The 19205-nt window shown below is 59.8% G+C and carries 15 protein-coding genes, 1 tRNA gene and 1 other RNA gene; 16 read left to right on the top strand and 1 reads right to left on the bottom strand.

Annotated elements, in window-relative coordinates; genetic code table 11:
• Position 1 precedes the first annotated feature (1 nt).
• Both ACJ8PN_RS17840 and ACJ8PN_RS17835 read left to right on the top strand, forming a co-directional pair.
• On the top strand, positions 2–1405 hold the full coding sequence (locus ACJ8PN_RS17840) for a glycoside hydrolase family 1 protein (RefSeq protein WP_171453132.1): 1404 nt from the start codon (positions 2–4) through the stop codon (positions 1403–1405).
• 151 nt (positions 1406–1556) lie between these two features.
• The gene (locus tag ACJ8PN_RS17835; RefSeq protein ID WP_411261737.1) at positions 1557–2927 is read left to right on the top strand and encodes a carbohydrate porin; all 1371 of its coding nucleotides are present in this window, start codon (positions 1557–1559) and stop codon (positions 2925–2927) included.
• Here the strand turns inward: ACJ8PN_RS17835 and ACJ8PN_RS17830 are convergent, their stop codons facing one another.
• Positions 2928–3527 carry an HD domain-containing protein gene (locus ACJ8PN_RS17830; RefSeq protein WP_015376230.1) on the bottom strand — a complete coding sequence of 200 codons (600 nt, stop codon included), beginning with the start codon at positions 3525–3527 and terminating at the stop codon, positions 2928–2930.
• Between the two features lie 97 nt (positions 3528–3624).
• On the opposite strand from ACJ8PN_RS17830, the gene ACJ8PN_RS17825 reads away from it, so the two are divergent.
• From ACJ8PN_RS17825 to dppF, 14 genes are all read left to right on the top strand, one after another.
• Positions 3625–4089, top strand: a complete 465-nt coding sequence (locus ACJ8PN_RS17825; RefSeq protein ID WP_004934111.1) for a MarR family winged helix-turn-helix transcriptional regulator — start codon at positions 3625–3627, stop codon at positions 4087–4089.
• Positions 4090–4249: 160 nt separating this feature from the next.
• Positions 4250–4675 (top strand): organic hydroperoxide resistance protein, encoded by a 426-nt coding sequence (locus ACJ8PN_RS17820; RefSeq protein ID WP_004934114.1) that lies wholly within the window; start codon positions 4250–4252, stop codon positions 4673–4675.
• Positions 4676–4900: 225 nt separating this feature from the next.
• Entirely contained in the window at positions 4901–6595 is a 1695-nt protein-coding gene (gene eptB / locus ACJ8PN_RS17815; protein WP_442535127.1) for a kdo(2)-lipid A phosphoethanolamine 7''-transferase, read from the top strand.
• A 123-nt stretch (positions 6596–6718) separates the two neighbouring features.
• Complete coding sequence (gene uhpA / locus ACJ8PN_RS17810) at positions 6719–7309, top strand: transcriptional regulator UhpA (RefSeq protein WP_019452588.1); 591 nt, start codon at positions 6719–6721, stop codon at positions 7307–7309.
• Positions 7306–8850 (top strand): signal transduction histidine-protein kinase/phosphatase UhpB, encoded by a 1545-nt coding sequence (uhpB, locus tag ACJ8PN_RS17805; protein ID WP_004934119.1) that lies wholly within the window; start codon positions 7306–7308, stop codon positions 8848–8850. The genes uhpA and uhpB overlap by 4 nt, the downstream gene beginning before the upstream one ends.
• A 96-nt stretch (positions 8851–8946) precedes the next feature.
• Entirely contained in the window at positions 8947–10278 is a 1332-nt protein-coding gene (locus ACJ8PN_RS17800; protein ID WP_004934121.1) for an MFS transporter, read from the top strand.
• 120 nt (positions 10279–10398) lie between these two features.
• Positions 10399–10475 (top strand) — tRNA-Pro (locus tag ACJ8PN_RS17795).
• Between the two features lie 36 nt (positions 10476–10511).
• Positions 10512–10640, top strand: a non-coding RNA gene (locus ACJ8PN_RS17790) — RtT sRNA.
• Positions 10641–11064: 424 nt separating this feature from the next.
• Entirely contained in the window at positions 11065–12756 is a 1692-nt protein-coding gene (locus tag ACJ8PN_RS17785; protein WP_033645062.1) for a glycosyl hydrolase family 18 protein, read from the top strand.
• 601 nt (positions 12757–13357) lie between these two features.
• On the top strand, positions 13358–14965 hold the full coding sequence (gene dppA / locus ACJ8PN_RS17780) for a dipeptide ABC transporter periplasmic-binding protein DppA (protein ID WP_042783430.1): 1608 nt from the start codon (positions 13358–13360) through the stop codon (positions 14963–14965).
• Positions 14966–15135: 170 nt separating this feature from the next.
• A complete protein-coding gene (dppB, locus tag ACJ8PN_RS17775) occupies positions 15136–16155 on the top strand; it encodes a dipeptide ABC transporter permease DppB (protein ID WP_004934128.1) in 1020 nt (339 codons plus the stop codon).
• Positions 16156–16166: 11 nt separating this feature from the next.
• Complete coding sequence (gene dppC, locus ACJ8PN_RS17770; protein ID WP_004934130.1) at positions 16167–17069, top strand: dipeptide ABC transporter permease DppC; 903 nt, start codon at positions 16167–16169, stop codon at positions 17067–17069.
• A 15-nt stretch (positions 17070–17084) separates the two neighbouring features.
• Positions 17085–18065: a dipeptide ABC transporter ATP-binding protein gene (dppD, locus tag ACJ8PN_RS17765; RefSeq protein ID WP_004934132.1), complete on the top strand. Its 981-nt coding sequence runs from the start codon at positions 17085–17087 to the stop codon at positions 18063–18065.
• On the top strand, positions 18062–19051 hold the full coding sequence (gene dppF, locus ACJ8PN_RS17760) for a dipeptide ABC transporter ATP-binding subunit DppF (protein ID WP_015376237.1): 990 nt from the start codon (positions 18062–18064) through the stop codon (positions 19049–19051). Before dppD ends, dppF begins: the two co-directional genes overlap by 4 nt.
• The last annotated feature ends 154 nt before the right edge of the window (positions 19052–19205 follow it).

Here is a 19205-nt window from a genome sequence, read left to right as displayed (position 1 = left end):
GATGAACGGCAAGTTTCCGCAACATTTTCTGTGGGGCGGCGCGGTAGCGGCGAACCAGGTTGAAGGCGCGTATCAGGCCGACGGCAAGGGGCTGTCGACCTCCGATCTGCAGCCGCAGGGCATCTTCGGCGCCATCACGCCGCGCGCGGCGGGCGACAGCGGCATCAAGGACGTGGCGATCGATTTCTATCATCGCTATCCGGAAGACATCGCGCTGTTCGCCGAAATGGGCTTCAAATGCCTGCGCACCTCGATCGCCTGGACGCGCATTTTCCCGCAGGGCGATGAAGAGACGCCGAACGAAGCCGGGCTGGCGTTTTACGATCGGCTGTTCGACGAGATGGCGAAGTACGGCATTCAGCCGCTGATCACGCTGTCGCACTATGAAATGCCTTACGGCCTGGTGAAGCGCTACGGCGGCTGGGGCGATCGCCGCACCATCGACTTCTTCGAGCGCTACGCGCGCACGGTGTTCGAACGTTACAAGCACAAGGTCAAACACTGGCTGACCTTCAACGAGATCAACATGTCGCTGCACGCGCCTTTCACCGGCGTCGGTCTGCCGCCGGAGAGCGACCGGAGTGCCATCTATCAGGCGATCCACCATCAGCTGGTGGCCAGCGCCAAAGCGGTGAAGGCCTGCCACGAGATCGTGCCGGAGGGCAAAATCGGCAACATGCTGCTGGGCGGCATTCTGTATCCGCTGAGCTGCAAGCCGGAAGATCTGCTGGAAACCCAGCGGCAAAACCGCGACTGGCTGTTCTTCGGCGACGTGCAGGCGCGCGGCTATTATCCGGCCTATATGCAGCGCTTCTTCCGTGAAAACGGCATTCAGGTGGCGATCACCGAGGAAGATCGGCGAACGCTGCGTGAAACCATCGATTTCATCTCGTTCAGCTACTACATGAGCGGCTGTGTCACCGCCGACCCGGAGCAGTATGAGACGGCGCGCGGCAACATTCTCGATATGGTGCCGAACCCGCATCTGGCCAGCTCGGAGTGGGGATGGCAAATCGATCCGATCGGGCTGCGCTACCTGCTCAACGTGCTGTACGACCGCTATCAGAAACCGCTGTTCATCGTCGAAAATGGGCTGGGCGCCAAAGACCGCGTCGAGGCCGACGGCAGCATCAACGACGATTACCGCATCAACTACCTCAATGATCATCTGGTGCAGGTGGCGGAAGCGATCGACGACGGCGTCGAGGTGATGGGCTACACCAGCTGGGGACCGATCGATCTGGTCAGCGCTTCGAAGGCCGAAATGTCGAAGCGCTACGGCTTCATTCACGTCGACAGGGACGATGCCGGCAACGGTAGCCTCGAGCGCCGCCGCAAGAAGAGTTTCTACTGGTACCGCGATGTGATCCACAGCAACGGCGCCAGCCTGAAAGACCGACGCTAACCCTTCAGCCCGGCGGCAAGCGCCGGGCGTTAACCTAACGTTATTCGCTGCTGTTCATGATGGGAAATTCTCTCCCAGGGAATGCTGTTGCCCGCAGTCAGCCGTTATGCGGAGAAATATAATAATGATGAAAAGCTTATTACCTCGTTCCATGACCCTGGCGGCGCTGGCGCTGCTCTGTAGCCAGGCACAGGCGGAAACGCTGCAAACCGGCAAGGACGTTGAAGCCCCCACCGCCAAATGGGAAGGGGTGGCGCTCGGCTTTGAGCCGCCGCAGCCCGGGCTGTTGGGGGATATGCTGGGGATCAGGCCGATCCTGGAGGATCACGGCTTCCACTATAATCTCGGCTACCTCAGCCAGCTGTCGTATAACGCCGGTGGCGGTTACAACCACGATAAACAGGCGTCGTATATCGACCAGTTTTCGCTGACCTTCAGCCAGGATTTGCAGGCGCTGACCGGCATTCCGGACGCGGCGATCGAAGGCAATATCGTCAACCGCAACCATGACAACAACCTGACCCGCGATCGCTTGCAGGATCCGCGCGTCGGCCTGACCGATCTGTCGCAGGAGAGCTTTGGCGGGCAGTCGATTACCCGGCTGGGTTGGTTGACCTTTAGCCGCTCCTTCCTCGATCGCCGGCTGCAGTGGCGCATCGGCATGATGAACAAGGTGCAGGATTTCGATCAGATCATCCCCTGCGATTTTCAGACGCTGACGCTGTGCGGCGGCAAGTCCGCCAACTCGTTGACCTGGTACAACTGGAACGTGCATTACTGGGGCACCACGTTGCAATACAAACTGACCGATGGCCTGACGCTCAAGGGCGGCGTGATGGAACAGAACCCGAGCGCCCCCAGCCGCAGCCACGCCTGGAGCTGGTCCACCAAGGGCAGCAAAGGCTTCCTGTTGCCGATGGAGCTGGAGCTGAAAACCCACGCCGTCAACCAGCTGCCGGGGGTGTATAACCTAGGCGTGCTGTTCACCAACGCGCGCCAGAGCGATCTTTATGAAGGGGTGTCCGGCGGGCCGGGCGCCAGCGATCCGCAGGGCTATCGCAGCCACGATCGCACCTGGTTCCTGTATACCGGTTTCAACCAGCAGGTGACGCGCCATGCGGACGACGTCAACCGCGGTCTGAGTGTGTTTTACAGCCTGGGGCTGGGGGATCAGCGCAGCAACTACCTGCATTGGTCCACCTCGACCGGCATCCGCTATCGCGGGCTGTTCGATGCGCGGCCGGACGACTGGCTGGGGCTCGGCGTCTCGGTGGTGAAGCTGAGCGACCGCTACAAAGACAATCAGCATTATCTCAACCAGATGAGCGGCATCAGCGATTATCACGATCCGAACTATCGGCCGGTGCCGGGCCACTCGGTGACGGCGGAGCTCTATTATCGCGTTAACGTCACGCCGTGGCTGCAGCTGCAGCCGGGCCTGCAATACTGGCATCACCCGGCGGGCGTCAGCGAGACGCAGGACGCCTGGGTGACGGCGTTGAAAACGGTGGTGACCTTCTGATCAGGCCGCGTCGCTCTCGCGGTAGCGCCGGCGGGCGTGCTCAAACCAGCTGGCCGGCACGTTGTGCGGCGGCTGCTGCAATCTGAGCAGCCCCTGTTCGACGATATGGCTGGCCTGGCGCCACAGCGTCGGGTCGCCTTCGGTCAGCACTTCCAGCAGGCGCTGTTTCTCAATCAGATAGGTTTGGGCAAAGTGGCTGTCGTAGTCCAGCAGCGAGCGGGTGTTGTCGATCAGATCCGCCAGCTTGATGGTTTTGGCCTGCGGCGACGCGCCGGCGCTGTGGCGCCGATCGCGGTTTTTACGCTCGAAGCGGTTACCGTCCTCGGCGCGGCTGACGTTGGTCAACATCCGCACCAGTTCCGCCACTTTTGGCCCAAAGTGGCTTTCGATATCGCCGAGGGTGGTGGGCGTATCTTCCACCGTGTCATGCAGCCAGGCGGCCGCCAGCATCTCTTCGGTGTGCGGCACGCTGCGCACCAGCTCCATCACCGCCTGTGGGTGGACGATGTACGGATCGTCGGTGTATTTGCGGCGCTGATCGATGGCCGCATGCGCCTTGGTGGCGTAGCGGCGCGCGCGTTCTGCAAGCGTATTCGTCATTTCCTTTCCCTCCGAGCATCCTCTGCATGAAAAAAAGGTAGCATACCTCACAAGAAATAGCTTGCGATTACATCGTGCACTATCTATATTCACAAACATGAAAAGCACCGATACCGCACAACCCAACGCGAAGAACCTGCTGCAGCTCGATCAGCAGCTCTGTTTCGCGCTGTACTCCGCCAACCTGGCGCTGCACAAAGTCTACCGCAAGCTGTTGAATCAGCTCGAACTCACCTACCCGCAATACCTGGTGATGATGGTGCTGTGGGAGCGCGATCGGGTGACGGTATCGGATATCGGCGAGCGGCTGTTCCTCGATTCCGCCACGCTGACGCCGCTGCTGAAGCGGCTGGAAACCGCCGGTTTGCTGGTGCGCTATCGCGCCACCACCGACGAGCGGCAGGTGATCATTGCCCTCACCGAAGCCGGCCGCGCGCTGCGTGAGCGGGCGCAATCGGTGCCCGAGGCGGTGATGTGCGCCACCGACTGCAGCCTGGACGAGATCGTCTCGCTCAAACAGCAGTTGGAAAAGCTGCGCGGCAGCCTGATCGATCAGATTTGATCCTCCAGCGCCGGACGCAAGAACGGCAGGGGTGGTCTACACTGGTTAATAAGTGTCAAAAATAAGTAGTGCGCGATTTAATCGCAAAAGATAAATATGTGACCGGCTTTACCTCGTGGAAGCCGTAGTCATCTCGCCAACCAGCAAGAAGGAATGAACGATGTCTATTGAGAAAGTGGTTTACCGCGCTCACGCCACCGCAACCGGCGGCCGCGACGGCCGTGCGACCTCCTCCGACGGCGTGTTGGACGTGAAACTGGGCGTGCCGAAAGAGATGGGCGGCGCCGGCGGCGAAGTCACCAACCCCGAACAGCTGTTCGCCGCCGGTTACTCGGCCTGCTTCCTCGGCGCGTTGAAGTTTGTCGCGGCGAAAGAAAAGGTCAAAATTCCGGCCGAAGCCAAGATCGACGGCACCGTCGGCATCGGTGAAATCCCGAATGGCTTCGGCATCGAAGTGCAGCTGGATATCTCGCTGCCGGGCATCGAGCGCAGCGTGGCGGAAGATCTGGTGAAAAAGGCGCATGTGGTGTGCCCATACTCCAACGCCACCCGTGGAAATATCGATGTAACTCTGAACGTTAAGTAAGATTTTTGCCGATATCTGGAAAAAATGGAGGGTTTATCCCTCCATTTTCTTGCGTGCCCTGTCTGAAAACCGCTCAAAAAAACGGTAAATTTTGTCCGTTTTGTGAGAATTCTCTTGATTATTACCCGCAAAATAACGCTTATTGCCGGTTGGCTGAACCAGAAGCCGCAATCAGTGTCTGACTGAGTCAGAACCGCTACACCGTCCCCGGAGCCACCGCGTTACATGAACAAAGTTAAATCGCTATCACAGCAGAATTTATCGTTATTGTTAGCGATCTATATCGGCATCTTTCTAAACCTGTCCGTTTTTTATCGCCGTTTTGATTCGCTGGCGCACGGCATTCAGGGAATTAAGCTTATTTCGGCGGTGACGGAAGTCATCGCTATCGTCCTGTTTACGTTCTTCATTATGCGGCTGGTATCGCTCGGCGGCCGGCTGTTTTATCGCATCGTCGCCTCGCTGCTGGTGTTGATTTCGGTTGCCGCCAGCTACTACATGACGTTTTTCAATGTGGTGATCGGCTACGGCATCGTGGTGTCGGTGATGACCACCGATATCGATCTGTCGAAAGAGGTGGTTGGCCTGCACTTCGTGCTGTGGATGGTGGCGCTCAGCGCCTTGCCGCTGCTGCTGATCTGGAAAAACAACCTGCGCTATACCCTGATAGAGCAGCTGAAAACCCCTGGTCATCGCATCAAGCCGCTGCTGGTATTGCTGGCGGTGGTGGCGCTGGTCTGGCTGCCGCTGCGCATGCTGGACGACGAGCAGAGCGTGCAAGAGAAGCTTTCCAACGTCGATTTGCCGAGCTACGGCGGCGTGGTGGCTCACTCGTATCTGCCGTCCAACTGGCTGTCGGCGCTGGGGCTGTTTGCCTACACCCGCTATGACGAAAGCCAGGATCAGAGCACGATGTTCGATCCGGGCAAACACTTCACCTACGTACCGCCGGCGGACATCGACGACACCTACGTGGTGTTCATCATCGGCGAGACCACGCGCTGGGATCACATGGGCATGCTGGGCTACGAGCGCGATACCACGCCGCGGCTGTCTAAAGAGAAGAATCTGGTGGCGTTCCGCGGCGAGTCGTGCGATACCGCCACTAAGCTGTCGCTGCGCTGCATGTTCGTGCGTGAAGGCGGCACCGAAGACAATCCGCAGCGCACGCTGAAAGAGCAGAACGTGTTCGCGGTGCTGAAGGATCTGGGTTTCTCTTCCGAGCTGTTCGCCATGCAGAGCGAGGTGTGGTTCTACAACAACACCGAGGTGAACAACTATTCGTTCCGCGAGATGATCGCGTCCGAGAAGCGCAACGACGGCAAGGCGGTCGACGATATGCTGCTGGTGGACGAAATGAAGGAGTCGCTGGCGCGCTATCCGAAGGGCAAGCACCTGGTGATCCTGCATACCAAAGGCTCGCACTACCTGTACTCGCAGCGTTATCCGCGCAGCTATGCGCGTTATCAGCCGGAGTGCATGGGGGTGGACGATTCCTGCACCAAGGCGCAGCTGATCAATGCGTTCGACAATACGGTGCTGTATACCGACAGCTTTATCAGTAATGTGATCGACCAGGTGCGCGACAAGAAAGCGATCGTGTTCTATGCCGCCGATCACGGCGAGTCGATCGGCGAGAATACGCACCTGCACGGCACGCCGCGCGAAATGGCGCCGCCGGAGCAATTCCGCGTGCCGATGATGGTGTGGGCGTCGGACAAGTTCCTCGAAAACCCGCAGCACCTCGGCGCTTTTGAGCAGCTGCAGGCGCAGCAGCGCATCGGCAAAACGCATCGCCACGTCGAGCTGTTTGACACCATCCTCGGCTGCCTCGGCTACACCTCTCCTGATGGCGGCATCGTGGATAAAAACAACTGGTGCCATCTGCCGCAGGATAAAACGGCGCCTGCCCGCCTGTGATCCCTCCCGCCGGGTGCCTGCCTTGCGCACCCGGTAATTTCACCCAATACATTCTCTTCATCAATTATTCCGGTGTGCGCATACGGTATACTTGCGCACTTCCCCTGCTAACCGGAGATTTCCATGACCCTGCGCGTGGCGTTTATCGACGATCATGACATTGTGCGTTCGGGCTTTGTGCAACTGCTGTCGCTGGAGGCCGATATTCAGGTGGTGGGCGAGTTCAGCAGCGCGGCGCAGGCGCGCGCCGGCCTGCCGGGGCTGGAGGCGGAAATCTGCATTTGCGACATTTCGATGCCGGACGGCAGCGGGCTGGATCTGCTGGCGGACATTCCCTCCGGCATCCGCGTGGTGATGCTGTCGATGCACGATAACCCGGCGCTGGTGGAAATGGCGCTGGAACGCGGCGCCAGCGGCTTTCTCTCCAAGCGCTGCAAGCCGGAAGATCTGATCACCGCGGTGCGCACCGTCGCCGGCGGCGGTGTCTACCTGATGCCGGAAATCGCGCAGCAGCTGGCGCGGGTGAAGGTGGATCCGCTCACCCGCCGCGAGCGCGAGATCGCGCTGCTGTTGGCGCAGGGGCAGGAGGTGCGTGAGATCGCCGCCGCCTTGGGGCTGTCGCCGAAGACGGTGCATGTGCATCGCGCCAACCTGTTCGCCAAGCTGGGCATCAACAACAACGTCGAACTGGCCAGACGGATGCTGAACCTGTGACGCAGCGCCTGATCACCCAGCTGGCGCTGTTTTTCATCTACGCCGCCAGCGCGTTTTGCCTGTGGGGCATCGGCACCGCGCTGATCGACCCCCCCTGGCAGGCGCTGCTGCTGTTCCCGTTCGGCCTGCGCATGGGCATTTTGCTGCAGAGCCCGTACCGTTTCTGGCCGGGGATCCTGCTGGCTGACCTGCTGCTGATGGCGTTGCTGGCGGATCAGTTCGGCTACGGCCCGGCGCTGTGGGCGTCGGTGGCGGTGCTGGTGTTGACGGTGCTGCTCAGCCTGCTGGCCTCGCCGTGGCTGTTGCGCCATCAGCAGAGCGACAGCGAATGGCGCTGGCCGCTGTTGCAGGGCGCGGTGGTCGCCATCGCCGCCTTGCTGCAGGCGTTGGTCTGGCAGCTGGTGAGCGGCGAAGGCGCCCGCGCGCTGCTGCTCGGCCTGACCGGCGGTTTCACCATCGCGCCAACCTGCCTGCTGTTGTGGCACTATCTGGCGCGCCAAATCTGGGTGCCGCTGGAGCCGGGGCTGATCCACAAGCCGGTGGAGCTGCGTCTGGGCCACCTGGCCAGCTATCTGTTGCTGTTTGCGTTCAGCATCTGGCTGCAGCAACAGGTTAACGCCGCCGAGCTGCGCCGTTTCGCGCCGTTCTGCCTGGCGATCCCCATCGTGTTCATGTCTTATCGCTATGGCTGGCAGGGCGCGCTGTTGGCGACGCTGCTCAACGGCGTGGCGCTGATGGTCAACGAGCCGCCGCAGCCGGAGTCGCACCGCGATCTGCTGCTGTCGCTGCTGGCCCAAAGCCTGACTGGGCTGCTGCTGGGCGCCGGCATTCAGCGCCAGCGCGAGCTGAATCAGCAACTGCGGCTGCGGCTGGCGGAGAATCGGCAGCTGGCGCGGGCGCTGGTGACGGCGGAGGAGCAAACCCGGCGCGAGGTGGCGCGCGAGCTGCACGATGAAGTGGGGCAGACCATCACCGTGATCCGCACTCAGGCCAGCATCGTCAAACGTCTGGCGCCGGAGCCGGCGGTGATCGGCTGCGCCGACACCATCGATGCGTTGGCGCTGCGGGTCTACGACGGGGTGCACGATGTGCTGACCCAGCTGTGGCCGGCGGCGCTGAACAACCTGCCGCTGTCGGCGGCGGTGGCGGCGATGCTGCGGGAGTCGCTGCCGCAGGACGCCTCGTTGGTGAGCAGCATGCAGTGGCAGGTGCCCGACGAGCTGCTGGATGAAACGCTGAAAATCACGCTGTACCGGGTGTGTCAGGAAGGGGTGACCAATGTGTGCCGCCACGCCGGCGCCAGTCGCCTGGAGCTGGATGCGCGCCTGCAGCCGCGCAAAGGCGCCGCGCCGCAGATCGCCCTGACCATCCGCGACAACGGCGTGGGCTTCGATGCGGAAAACCATCAGCCGGGGTACGGCCTGCGCGGCATGCAGGAGCGCATCAGCGCCCTCGGCGGCAGCCTGCGGTTCACCGCTGAGCGGGGCGCCTGTTTGAGTGTGATCTTGCCCACAGTTTCACCGGCGCAAACGCAAAACTAGGAAAAACTCCTAACCGCCTCGAGAATCCGGCGTAAGCCCCCTGCGCGCGCGAGGAGCATCATAGCGGCACTTTAATTCAATCCTCTGAGGTTCCACATGTGGTCTTTCCTTAAAAGCCGCCCGGATGCGCCGCAGGTCACCGATCAACGGCAGATCGACGCCAGCTACAAATACTGGCGCATTCAGCTGATGTGCACCATGTACATCGGTTATGCCGCGTTTTACTTCACGCGCAAAAGCTTCAACTTCATCATGCCGGCGATGCTGAGCGATCTGGGTCTGACGATGTCCGACGTCGGCATCCTCGGCACGCTGTTCTACATCACCTACGGCTGCTCGAAATTCATATCCGGCATGATCAGCGATCGCTCCAACCCGCGTTACTTTATGGGGCTGGGTCTGATCATGACCGGGGTGCTGAATATTTTCTTCGGCCTCAGCTCATCGTTGCTGATGCTGGGCACGCTGTGGATCCTCAACGCCTTCTTCCAGGGCTGGGGCTGGCCGCCGTGCTCCAAAATCCTCACCAGCTGGTATTCGCGCTCCGAGCGCGGCAGCTGGTGGGCGATCTGGAACACCTCGCACAACGTCGGCGGCGCGCTGATCCCGCTGTTGGTCGGCTTTATCTCGCTGCACTTCAGCTGGCGTTACGGCATGATCATTCCCGGCATCATCGGCGTGGTGCTCGGCCTGCTGATGTGCTGGCGCCTGCGTGACAAGCCATCCACCCTGGGGCTGCCGAGCGTCGGCAAATGGCGCAACGACGCCATGGAGCTGGTGCAGGAATCGGAAGGCCAGGGGCTGAGCAACCGCGAGATCATCAAGCGCTACGTGCTGACCAACAAGTACATCTGGCTGCTGGCGGTCTCTTACGTGCTGGTGTATATCGTGCGTACCGCGATCAACGACTGGGGCAACCTCTACCTGACGCAGGAAAAGGGCTATTCGCTGATGACCGCCAACTCGGCTATCTCGCTGTTTGAAGTGGGTGGCTTTATCGGTTCGCTGGTGGCCGGTTGGGGTTCCGACAAGCTGTTCCGCGGCAACCGCGGCCCGATGAACCTGATCTTCGCTATCGGTATCTTCCTGTCGGTGGCGGCGCTGTGGCTGATGCCGGGCGTGACTTACCTGCTGCAGGCCTGCTGTTTCTTCGCCATCGGCTTCTTTATCTTCGGTCCGCAGATGCTGATCGGCATGGCGGCGGCGGAGTGCTCGCACAAGGATGCGGCGGGCGCCGCGACCGGTTTCGTCGGCCTGTTCGCCTACCTGGGCGCGGCGCTGTCCGGCTACCCGATCGCGCGGGTGATGGAGATCTGGCACTGGAACGGCTTCTTCGTGGTGATTTCCATCGCCGCCTGCCTGTCGGCGCTGTTCCTGCTGCCATTCCTGCGCGCGCAGACGCCGGCGCTGAAACCGGCCAACGCCTGAGTAAAATACGCTGCGCAGCCCCCGGCGCAGCGTATTGTGGCGCTTTTATCACCACTTGAAATGCAGGGGAAAAAAAGTGATTGACGCCTATAACCGCCAGCAGTAAGATGCGCCCCGCATCGGCGAGTAGCGCAGCTTGGTAGCGCAACTGGTTTGGGACCAGTGGGTCGGAGGTTCGAATCCTCTCTCGCCGACCACCATTTGAAAAACCTGCTTTTTAAAGCAGGTTTTTTTTCGTCTGTCGTTTATGAGGATGAGCACCTCCGCAGGAGGTTCGAGCCTCGCGAAGCGAGACAACGTTGCTTTAGCAACGGCCCGCAGGGCGCGCATCAACGATGCGCGTAATCCTCTCTCGCCGACCACCATTCGAAAAACCTGCTTTTAAAGCAGGTTTTTTTTCGTCTGCGGTTTATGAGGATGAGTACCTCCTCCGATACGGTCGGCTTCGCTTTATGGCGTGCGTCAATCCACCATCCTCCTGAAATATATTTATCCTTTACGCTTAATTAATTCACACTCCTTATTCCCATTGGGCTCTTTTTCTCATATTTAAATAAATTCACGCTTGCTGAATAAAACCCCGTTGATAGCGCTCTTGTTTTCACGCCTTTTTTATTTATAGTCTGAATGTACGCGGTGGGAATGATTATTTCGCCACGTGGAAAGACGCTGTTGCTATTTATTGATTTTAATCTTCGTGGATTATTGCGGAATCATTTCGCTTCGGCAATGCATCGCGACGATTAACTCTTTTATGTTTATCCTCTCGGAATAAAGGAATCAGTTATGCGCAAATTTAATAAACCGCTGTTGGCGCTGTTGATCGGCAGCACGCTGTGTTCCGCGGCGCAGGCCGCCGCGCCGGGCAAGCCGACCATCGCCTGGGGTAACACCAAGTTCGCTATCGTTGAAGTTGACCAGGCGGCTACCGCTTATAATAATCTGGTGAAGGTAAAAAATGCCGCCGATGTTTCCGTCTCCTGGAATTTATGGAATGGCGACGCGGGCACGACGGCCAAGATTTTATTAAATGGCAAAGAGGCGTGGAGCGGCCCTTCAACCGGTTCTTCCGGTACGGCGAATTTTAAAGTGAATAAAGGCGGCCGTTATCAAATGCAGGTGGCATTGTGCAATGCCGACGGCTGCACCGCCAGCGACGCCACTGAAATTGTGGTGGCCGACACCGACGGCAGCCATTTGGCGCCGTTGAAAGAGCCGCTGCTGGAAAAGAATAAACCGTATAAACAGAATTCCGGCAAAGTGGTGGGTTCTTATTTCGTCGAGTGGGGCGTTTACGGGCGCAATTTCACCGTCGACAAGATCCCGGCGCAGAACCTGACCCACCTGCTGTACGGCTTTATCCCGATCTGCGGCGGCAACGGCATTAACGACAGCCTGAAAGAGATTGAAGGCAGCTTCCAGGCGCTGCAGCGCTCCTGCCAGGGCCGCGAGGATTTCAAAGTCTCCATCCACGATCCGTTCGCCGCGCTGCAAAAAGCGCAGAAGGGCGTCACCGCCTGGGATGACCCCTACAAGGGCAACTTTGGCCAGCTGATGGCGCTGAAGCAGGCGCGTCCCGATCTGAAAATCCTGCCGTCGATCGGCGGCTGGACGCTGTCCGACCCGTTCTTCTTCATGGGCGACAAGGTGAAGCGCGATCGCTTCGTCGGCTCGGTGAAAGAGTTCCTGCAGACCTGGAAGTTCTTCGACGGCGTGGATATCGACTGGGAATTCCCGGGCGGCAAAGGCGCCAACCCGAATCTGGGCAGCCCTCAGGACGGGGAAACTTATGTGCTGCTGATGAAAGAACTGCGGGCGATGCTGGATCAGCTGTCGGCGGAAACCGGCCGCAAGTATGAGCTGACCTCCGCCATCAGCGCCGGCAAGGACAAGATCGACAAGGTGGCATACAACGTCGCGCAGAACTCGATGGATCACATCTTCCTGATGAGCTACGACTTCTACGGCGCCTTCGATCTGAAAAACCTGGGGCATCAGACCGCGCTGAATGCGCCGGCCTGGAAACCGGACACCGCCTACACCACGGTGAACGGCGTGAATGCGCTGCTGGCGCAGGGCGTCAAGCCGGGCAAGATCGTCGTCGGCACCGCCATGTATGGCCGCGGTTGGACCGGGGTGAACGGCTACCAGAACAACATTCCGTTCACCGGCACCGCCACCGGGCCGGTCAAAGGCACCTGGGAGAACGGCATCGTGGACTACCGCCAGATCGCCAGCCAGTTCATGAGCGGCGAGTGGCAGTACACCTACGACGCCACGGCGGAAGCGCCTTACGTGTTCAAACCTTCCACCGGCGATCTGATCACCTTTGACGATGCCCGCTCGGTGCAGGCCAAAGGCAAGTACGTGTTGGATAAGCAGCTGGGCGGCCTGTTCTCCTGGGAGATCGACGCGGACAACGGCGATATTCTCAACAGCATGAACGCCAGCCTGGGCAACAGCGCCGGCGTTCAATAATCGGTTGCAGTGCGTTGCCGGGGGATATCCTTTCGCCCCCGGCTTTTTCACCGCCGAAAGTTTTTTTACGCCGCACAGATTGTGGGCCTGCCCGGCGAAAAATGCGCTCATCGGACTCACCCTTTTGGGTAATCCTTCAGCATTTCCTTCTGTCTTTAACGGCGATCACAAAAATAACCGTTCAGATATTCATCGTTCAGCAACAAAGTTTTGGGGTTTTTTAGCGGAGTTTAAAACCAGTAAATTTATCAGGGTCAGACCAATGCGCTAAAAATGACCGCTTAGCATAAATTTTCATGCTGGAACTGTTAACAAAAGGTTTTTTTTATGTTTGTTTGCTGTTTCTCACAGTCTGCGTAAATCCCCACTGGTTATATTGACGACACCCCAAACAGTTGGCAACTTGATAGCCTCAGGGGTAAGAGCGAGAGTTGTTTGAGTGAATTCCACGCGCTCAGACGTCCCCGTCGCGATGCGTTCCATCCGGCATCCTCTCATCGTACGCCTTCTGCCTTCGGGCGCTGACCGCACAGGCCACGCAATAAAAAATACAGGTCTGGCGGCAATTACACACATCACATCACACAATGGAGCACTAACGATGACACGTTCCTTGGGTAAATCGGGGGTTCTGAAATTCGGCATTGGGCTGATCGCGCTGACCGTGGCGGCCAGCGTACAGGCCAAGACGTTGGTTTACTGTTCTGAAGGTTCCCCGGAAGGGTTCAACCCGCAGCTGTTCACCTCCGGCACCACCTACGACGCCAGTTCGGTACCGATCTACAACCGCCTGGTCGAATTCAAAGTCGGCACCACCGAACTGCAGCCGGGCCTGGCTGAGAAGTGGGACGTCAGCGAAGACGGCAAAACCTATACCTTCCACCTGCGCAAAGGCGTGAAGTGGCAGAGCAGCAAAGATTTCAAACCGACGCGCGACTTCAACGCCGACGACGTGGTGTTCTCCTTCGAACGCCAGTTGGATGCCAATAACGCCTACCACAAAGTGTCCGGCGGCAGTTACGAATACTTTGAAGGCATGGACATGCCGAAGCTGATCGCCAAGATCGAAAAAGTAGACGACAACACCGTGCGTTTCGTGCTGAACCGCCCGGAGGCGCCGTTCCTGGCTGACCTGGGCATGGACTTCGCGTCCATCCTGTCCGCCGAATACGCTGACGTCATGATGAAAGCCGGTACGCCGGAAAAAGTCGACCTGAACCCGATCGGCACCGGCCCGTTCCAGCTGCTGCAATACCAGAAAGACTCCAAAATCCTGTACAAGGCGTTCGACGGTTTCTGGGGCACCAAGCCGAAGATCGATCGTCTGGTGTTCTCCATCACGCCTGACGCTTCCGTGCGTTACGCCAAGCTGCAGAAAAACGAATGCCAGGTGATGCCGTTCCCGAACCCGGCCGATATCGCCCGCATGAAGCAGGACAAATCCATCAACCTGATGGAGCAGCCGGGGCTGAACGTGGGTTACCTGTCGTTCAACACCGAGAAAAAACCGCTGGATAACGTGAAGGTGCGTCAGGCGTTGACCATGGCGGTCAACAAGCAGGCGATCATCGACGCGGTTTATCAGGGCGCGGGCCAGGCGGCCAAGAACCTGATCCCGCCGACCATGTGGGGCTATAACGACGCGGTGCAGGATTACGCTTACGATCCGGCCAAGGCGAAAGAGCTGCTGAAAGAAGCGGGCATGGCCGACGGTTTCAGCATCGATCTGTGGGCGATGCCGGTACAGCGTCCTTACAACCCGAACGCGCGCCGCATGGCGGAAATGATCCAGGCCGACTGGGCCAAGATCGGCGTGAAAGCCAAAATCGTGACCTATGAGTGGGGTGAATACCTCAAGCGCGCCAAAGCGGGCGAGCACCAGACGGTGATGATGGGCTGGACCGGCGACAACGGGGATCCGGACAACTTCTTCGCCACGCTGTTCAGCTGCGCGGCGGCGAAAGACGGCTCCAACTACTCCCGCTGGTGCTACAAGCCGTTTGAAGATCTGATTCAACCGGCGCGCGCCGAATCCAACCACGACAAGCGTATCGAACTGTACAAACAGGCGCAGGTGGTGATGCACGATCAGGCTCCGGCGCTGATTGTCGCACACTCCACCGTGTATGAGCCTGTGCGTAAGGAAGTGAAAGGCTACGTCGTGGATCCGCTCGGTAAGCATCACTTCGAGAATGTCTCTGTAGACTGATTTCGACCGCTTTACCGGAGACGCACGAATGGACTTGCAGGGGCGCAACAGGTTTGCGCCTCTGCTGACCAGTCTCCGGCGTATGGCCGTCGAATCGTTCAAAGGCATGTGAGCGTTAATAAGCCTGGCGGACGATGAGCTGCCGGGCATTGATACAGAGAGTTCGGGATATGTTGCAGTTCATACTCCGACGTTTGGGGTTAGTTATCCCAACGTTTATCGGCATTACGTTGCTGACTTTTGCATTCGTCCATATGATCCCCGGTGACCCGGTGACCATCATGGCCGGGGAACGCGGTATCTCCGCCGAGCGCCACGCGCAGCTGATGGCGGAAATGGGGCTGGACAAGCCGCTCTATCAACAATATTTCTCCTACGTGTCCAACGTGCTGCACGGCGATCTGGGCACCTCACTCAAAAGCCGCATCTCCGTCTGGAGCGAGTTCGTTCCGCGCTTCCAGGCCACGCTGGAGCTGGGTTTCTGCGCGATGCTTTTCGCGGTGCTGGTGGGCATCCCGGTCGGGGTGCTGGCGGCGGTCAAACGCGGTTCGGTCTTCGATCACACCGCGGTGGGCATCTCGCTGACCGGCTATTCGATGCCGATTTTCTGGTGGGGCATGATGCTGATCATGCTGGTGTCGGTGCAGCTTAACCTGACGCCGGTGTCGGGGCGCATCAGCGACACGGTATTCCTCGACGACAGCCAGCCGCTGACCGGCTTCATGCTGATAGACACCCTGATCTGGGGCGAGCCTGGCGACTTCGTCGACGCGGTGATGCACATGATCCTGCCGGCTATCGTACTGGGCACCATCCCGCTGGCGGTGATCGTGCGCATGACCCGTTCCTCGATGCTGGAAGTGTTGGGCGAAGACTATATCCGCACCGCGCGCGCCAAGGGCGTGAGCCGCATGCGAGTGATCGTCGTCCACGCGCTGCGCAACGCGCTGCTGCCGGTGGTTACGGTGATCGGGCTGCAGGTTGGCACCATGCTGGCCGGCGCTATTCTGACGGAAACCATCTTCTCCTGGCCGGGGCTGGGCCGCTGGCTGATCGACGCGCTGCAGCGCCGCGATTACCCGGTGGTGCAGGGCGGGGTATTGCTGGTCGCCTGTATGATCATTCTGGTTAACCTGCTGGTAGACGTGCTCTACGGCGTGGTCAACCCGCGTATTCGCCACAAGAAATAAGGGGCGCTCTCATGTCTCAAATCACTGAGTCTGCAGTTAAAGGTGCGCCGAAGCCGATGACCCCGTTTCAGGAGTTTTGGCACTATTTCAAGCGCAATAAAGGGGCCGTGGTCGGCCTGGTGTACATCGTTCTGATGCTGGTGATCGCGCTCGGCGCCGGCGTGCTGGCGCCGCATGCGCCGGCGGACCAGTTCCGCGACGCGCTGCTCAAGCCGCCGGTGTGGCAAGAAGGCGGCAGCTGGCAATATATCCTCGGCACCGACGACGTGGGCCGCGACGTGCTGTCGCGCCTGATGTACGGTGCACGGCTGTCGCTGTTGGTCGGCTGTCTGGTGGTGGTGCTGTCGCTGATCATGGGCGTGATATTCGGCCTGCTGGCCGGTTACTTCGGCGGCGTGGTGGACGCGATTATCATGCGCATCGTCGACATCATGCTGGCTCTGCCGAGCCTGTTGCTGGCGCTGGTGCTGGTGGCGGTATTCGGGCCGTCGATCGTCAACGCCTCGCTGGCGCTGACCTTCGTCGCCCTGCCGCACTATGTGCGTCTGACGCGCGCGGCGGTGCTGGTGGAGGTCAACCGCGACTACGTCACCGCTTCGCGGGTGGCGGGCGCCGGCGCGCTGCGCCAGATGTTCGTCAATATTCTGCCTAACTGCCTGGCGCCTTTGATCGTGCAGGCTTCTCTCGGTTTCTCGAACGCCATTCTGGACATGGCCGCTCTCGGCTTTCTGGGCATGGGTGCGCAGCCGCCGACGCCGGAGTGGGGCACCATGCTCTCCGACGTGCTGCAGTTCGCGCAAAGCGCCTGGTGGGTGGTGACCTTCCCCGGCCTGGCGATCCTGCTGACGGTGCTGGCATTTAACCTGATGGGGGACGGTTTGCGTGACGCTCTCGACCCCAAACTCAAGCAGTAACAGAGGACGAGAGAGATGGCGTTATTGAATGTAGACAAGCTTTCGGTGCACTTCGGTGACGAAGGCACCCCGTTCCGCGCGGTAGACCGCATCAGTTACAGCGTGGAGCAAGGTCAGGTGGTCGGCATCGTCGGTGAATCCGGCTCCGGAAAATCCGTCAGCTCGCTGGCGATCATGGGCCTGATCGATTTCCCCGGCAAGGTGATGGCCGACAAGCTGGAGTTCAACGGCCAGGATCTGCGCAAGATCTCCGAAAAAGAGCGCCGCCAGCTGGTGGGCTCCGAAGTGGCGATGATCTTCCAGGATCCGATGACCAGCCTGAACCCGTGCTATACCGTCGGTTACCAGATCATGGAGGCGCTGAAGGTGCATCAGGGCGGCAACCGCCGCACCCGCCGTCAGCGCGCTATCGACCTGCTGACGCAGGTGGGCATTCCCGATCCGGCTTCGCGGCTGGACGTATACCCGCACCAGCTTTCCGGCGGCATGAGCCAGCGCGTGATGATCGCCATGGCCATCGCCTGTCGGCCGAAGCTGCTGATCGCCGACGAGCCGACGACCGCGCTCGATGTGACTATCCAGGCGCAGATCATCGAACTGCTGCTGGATCTGCAGCAGCGCGAAAACATGGCGCTGCTGCTGATCACTCACGATCTGGCGCTGGTGGCGGAAGCGGCGCATCACATCATCGTGATGTACGCCGGCCAGGTGGTGGAATCCGGCAAGGCGGCGGAGATTTTCCGCGCGCCGCGCCACCCGTACACCCAGGCGCTGCTGCGCGCGCTGCCGGAGTTCGCCGCCGACAAGGCGCGGCTGGCTTCGCTGCCGGGCGTGGTGCCGGGCAAATACGATCGCCCGACCGGTTGCCTGCTCAACCCGCGTTGTCCGTACGCCAACGAGCGCTGCCGTAACGAGGAGCCGGAACTGCGCAGCATTCCCGGCCGTCAGGTTAAATGTCACACACCGCTGGATGATGCGGGGAGGCCGACCGTATGAGCCAGAATCAACCTTTACTGCAGGCGATTGACCTGAAAAAGCATTACCCGGTGAAAAAGGGCCTGTTCGCGCCGGAGCGGCTGGTCAAGGCGCTCGACGGCGTGTCCTTCACCCTGGAGCGCGGCAAAACGCTGGCGGTGGTCGGTGAGTCGGGCTGCGGCAAATCAACGCTCGGCCGCCTGCTGACGATGATTGAAGTGCCGACCGGCGGCGAGCTGTATTACCAGGGGCAGGATCTGCTGAAGCCGGACGTCTCGGCCGAGAAACTGCGGCGCCAGAAGATCCAAATCGTGTTCCAGAATCCTTACGGATCGCTCAACCCGCGCAAGAAGGTCGGGCAGATCCTCGAGGAGCCGCTGTTGATCAACACGTCGCTCAGCGCCGCCGAACGGCGGGAAAAAGCGCTGGAGATGATGGCGAAGGTCGGCCTGAAGACCGAGCATTACGACCGCTACCCGCACATGTTCTCCGGCGGCCAGCGCCAGCGTATCGCTATCGCCCGCGGGCTGATGTTGAATCCGGACGTGGTGATCGCCGATGAACCGGTGTCGGCATTAGACGTGTCGGTGCGCGCGCAGGTGCTGAATCTGATGATGGATCTGCAGCAGGAGCTGGGGCTGTCCTATGTGTTCATCTCGCACGATCTGTCGGTGGTGGAACACATCGCCGACGAGGTGATGGTGATGTACCTCGGCCGCTGCGTGGAAAAGGGCAGCAAAGAGGCGATCTTCAACAACCCGCGCCATCCGTACACCCAGGCGCTGCTGTCGGCGACGCCACGGTTGAACCCGGATATGCGCCGCGAGCGCATCAAGCTGACCGGCGAACTGCCCAGCCCGATGAATCCACCGCCGGGCTGTGCGTTCAATGCCCGCTGCCGCCGCGCTTTCGGCACCTGTGTGCAGCTGCAGCCGCAGCTAAAACAGTACGGTGAGCAGATGGTGGCCTGCTTTGCGGTCGATCAGGACGAACATCCGGGGGCGTAAAGCGTCGAACGTCATCGCTTAAATTCACGCCGGCATCACGCCGGCGTTTTTTATTACTCAATCAAAGGGTTAATAAGTAGAAAACTACCACAGTCCGCCATTTTAATTACCTCCCTAATTAAGTTCTGATAAGAGTTATTTTTCTAAGAATCTT

The organism is Serratia sp. CY76391 (assembly GCF_052166695.1).
GTDB lineage: Bacteria > Pseudomonadota > Gammaproteobacteria > Enterobacterales > Enterobacteriaceae > Serratia > Serratia nematodiphila.
The sequence above is the reverse complement of the archived record's forward strand: the minus strand, read 5'-3'. Positions and strand labels throughout refer to the sequence as shown.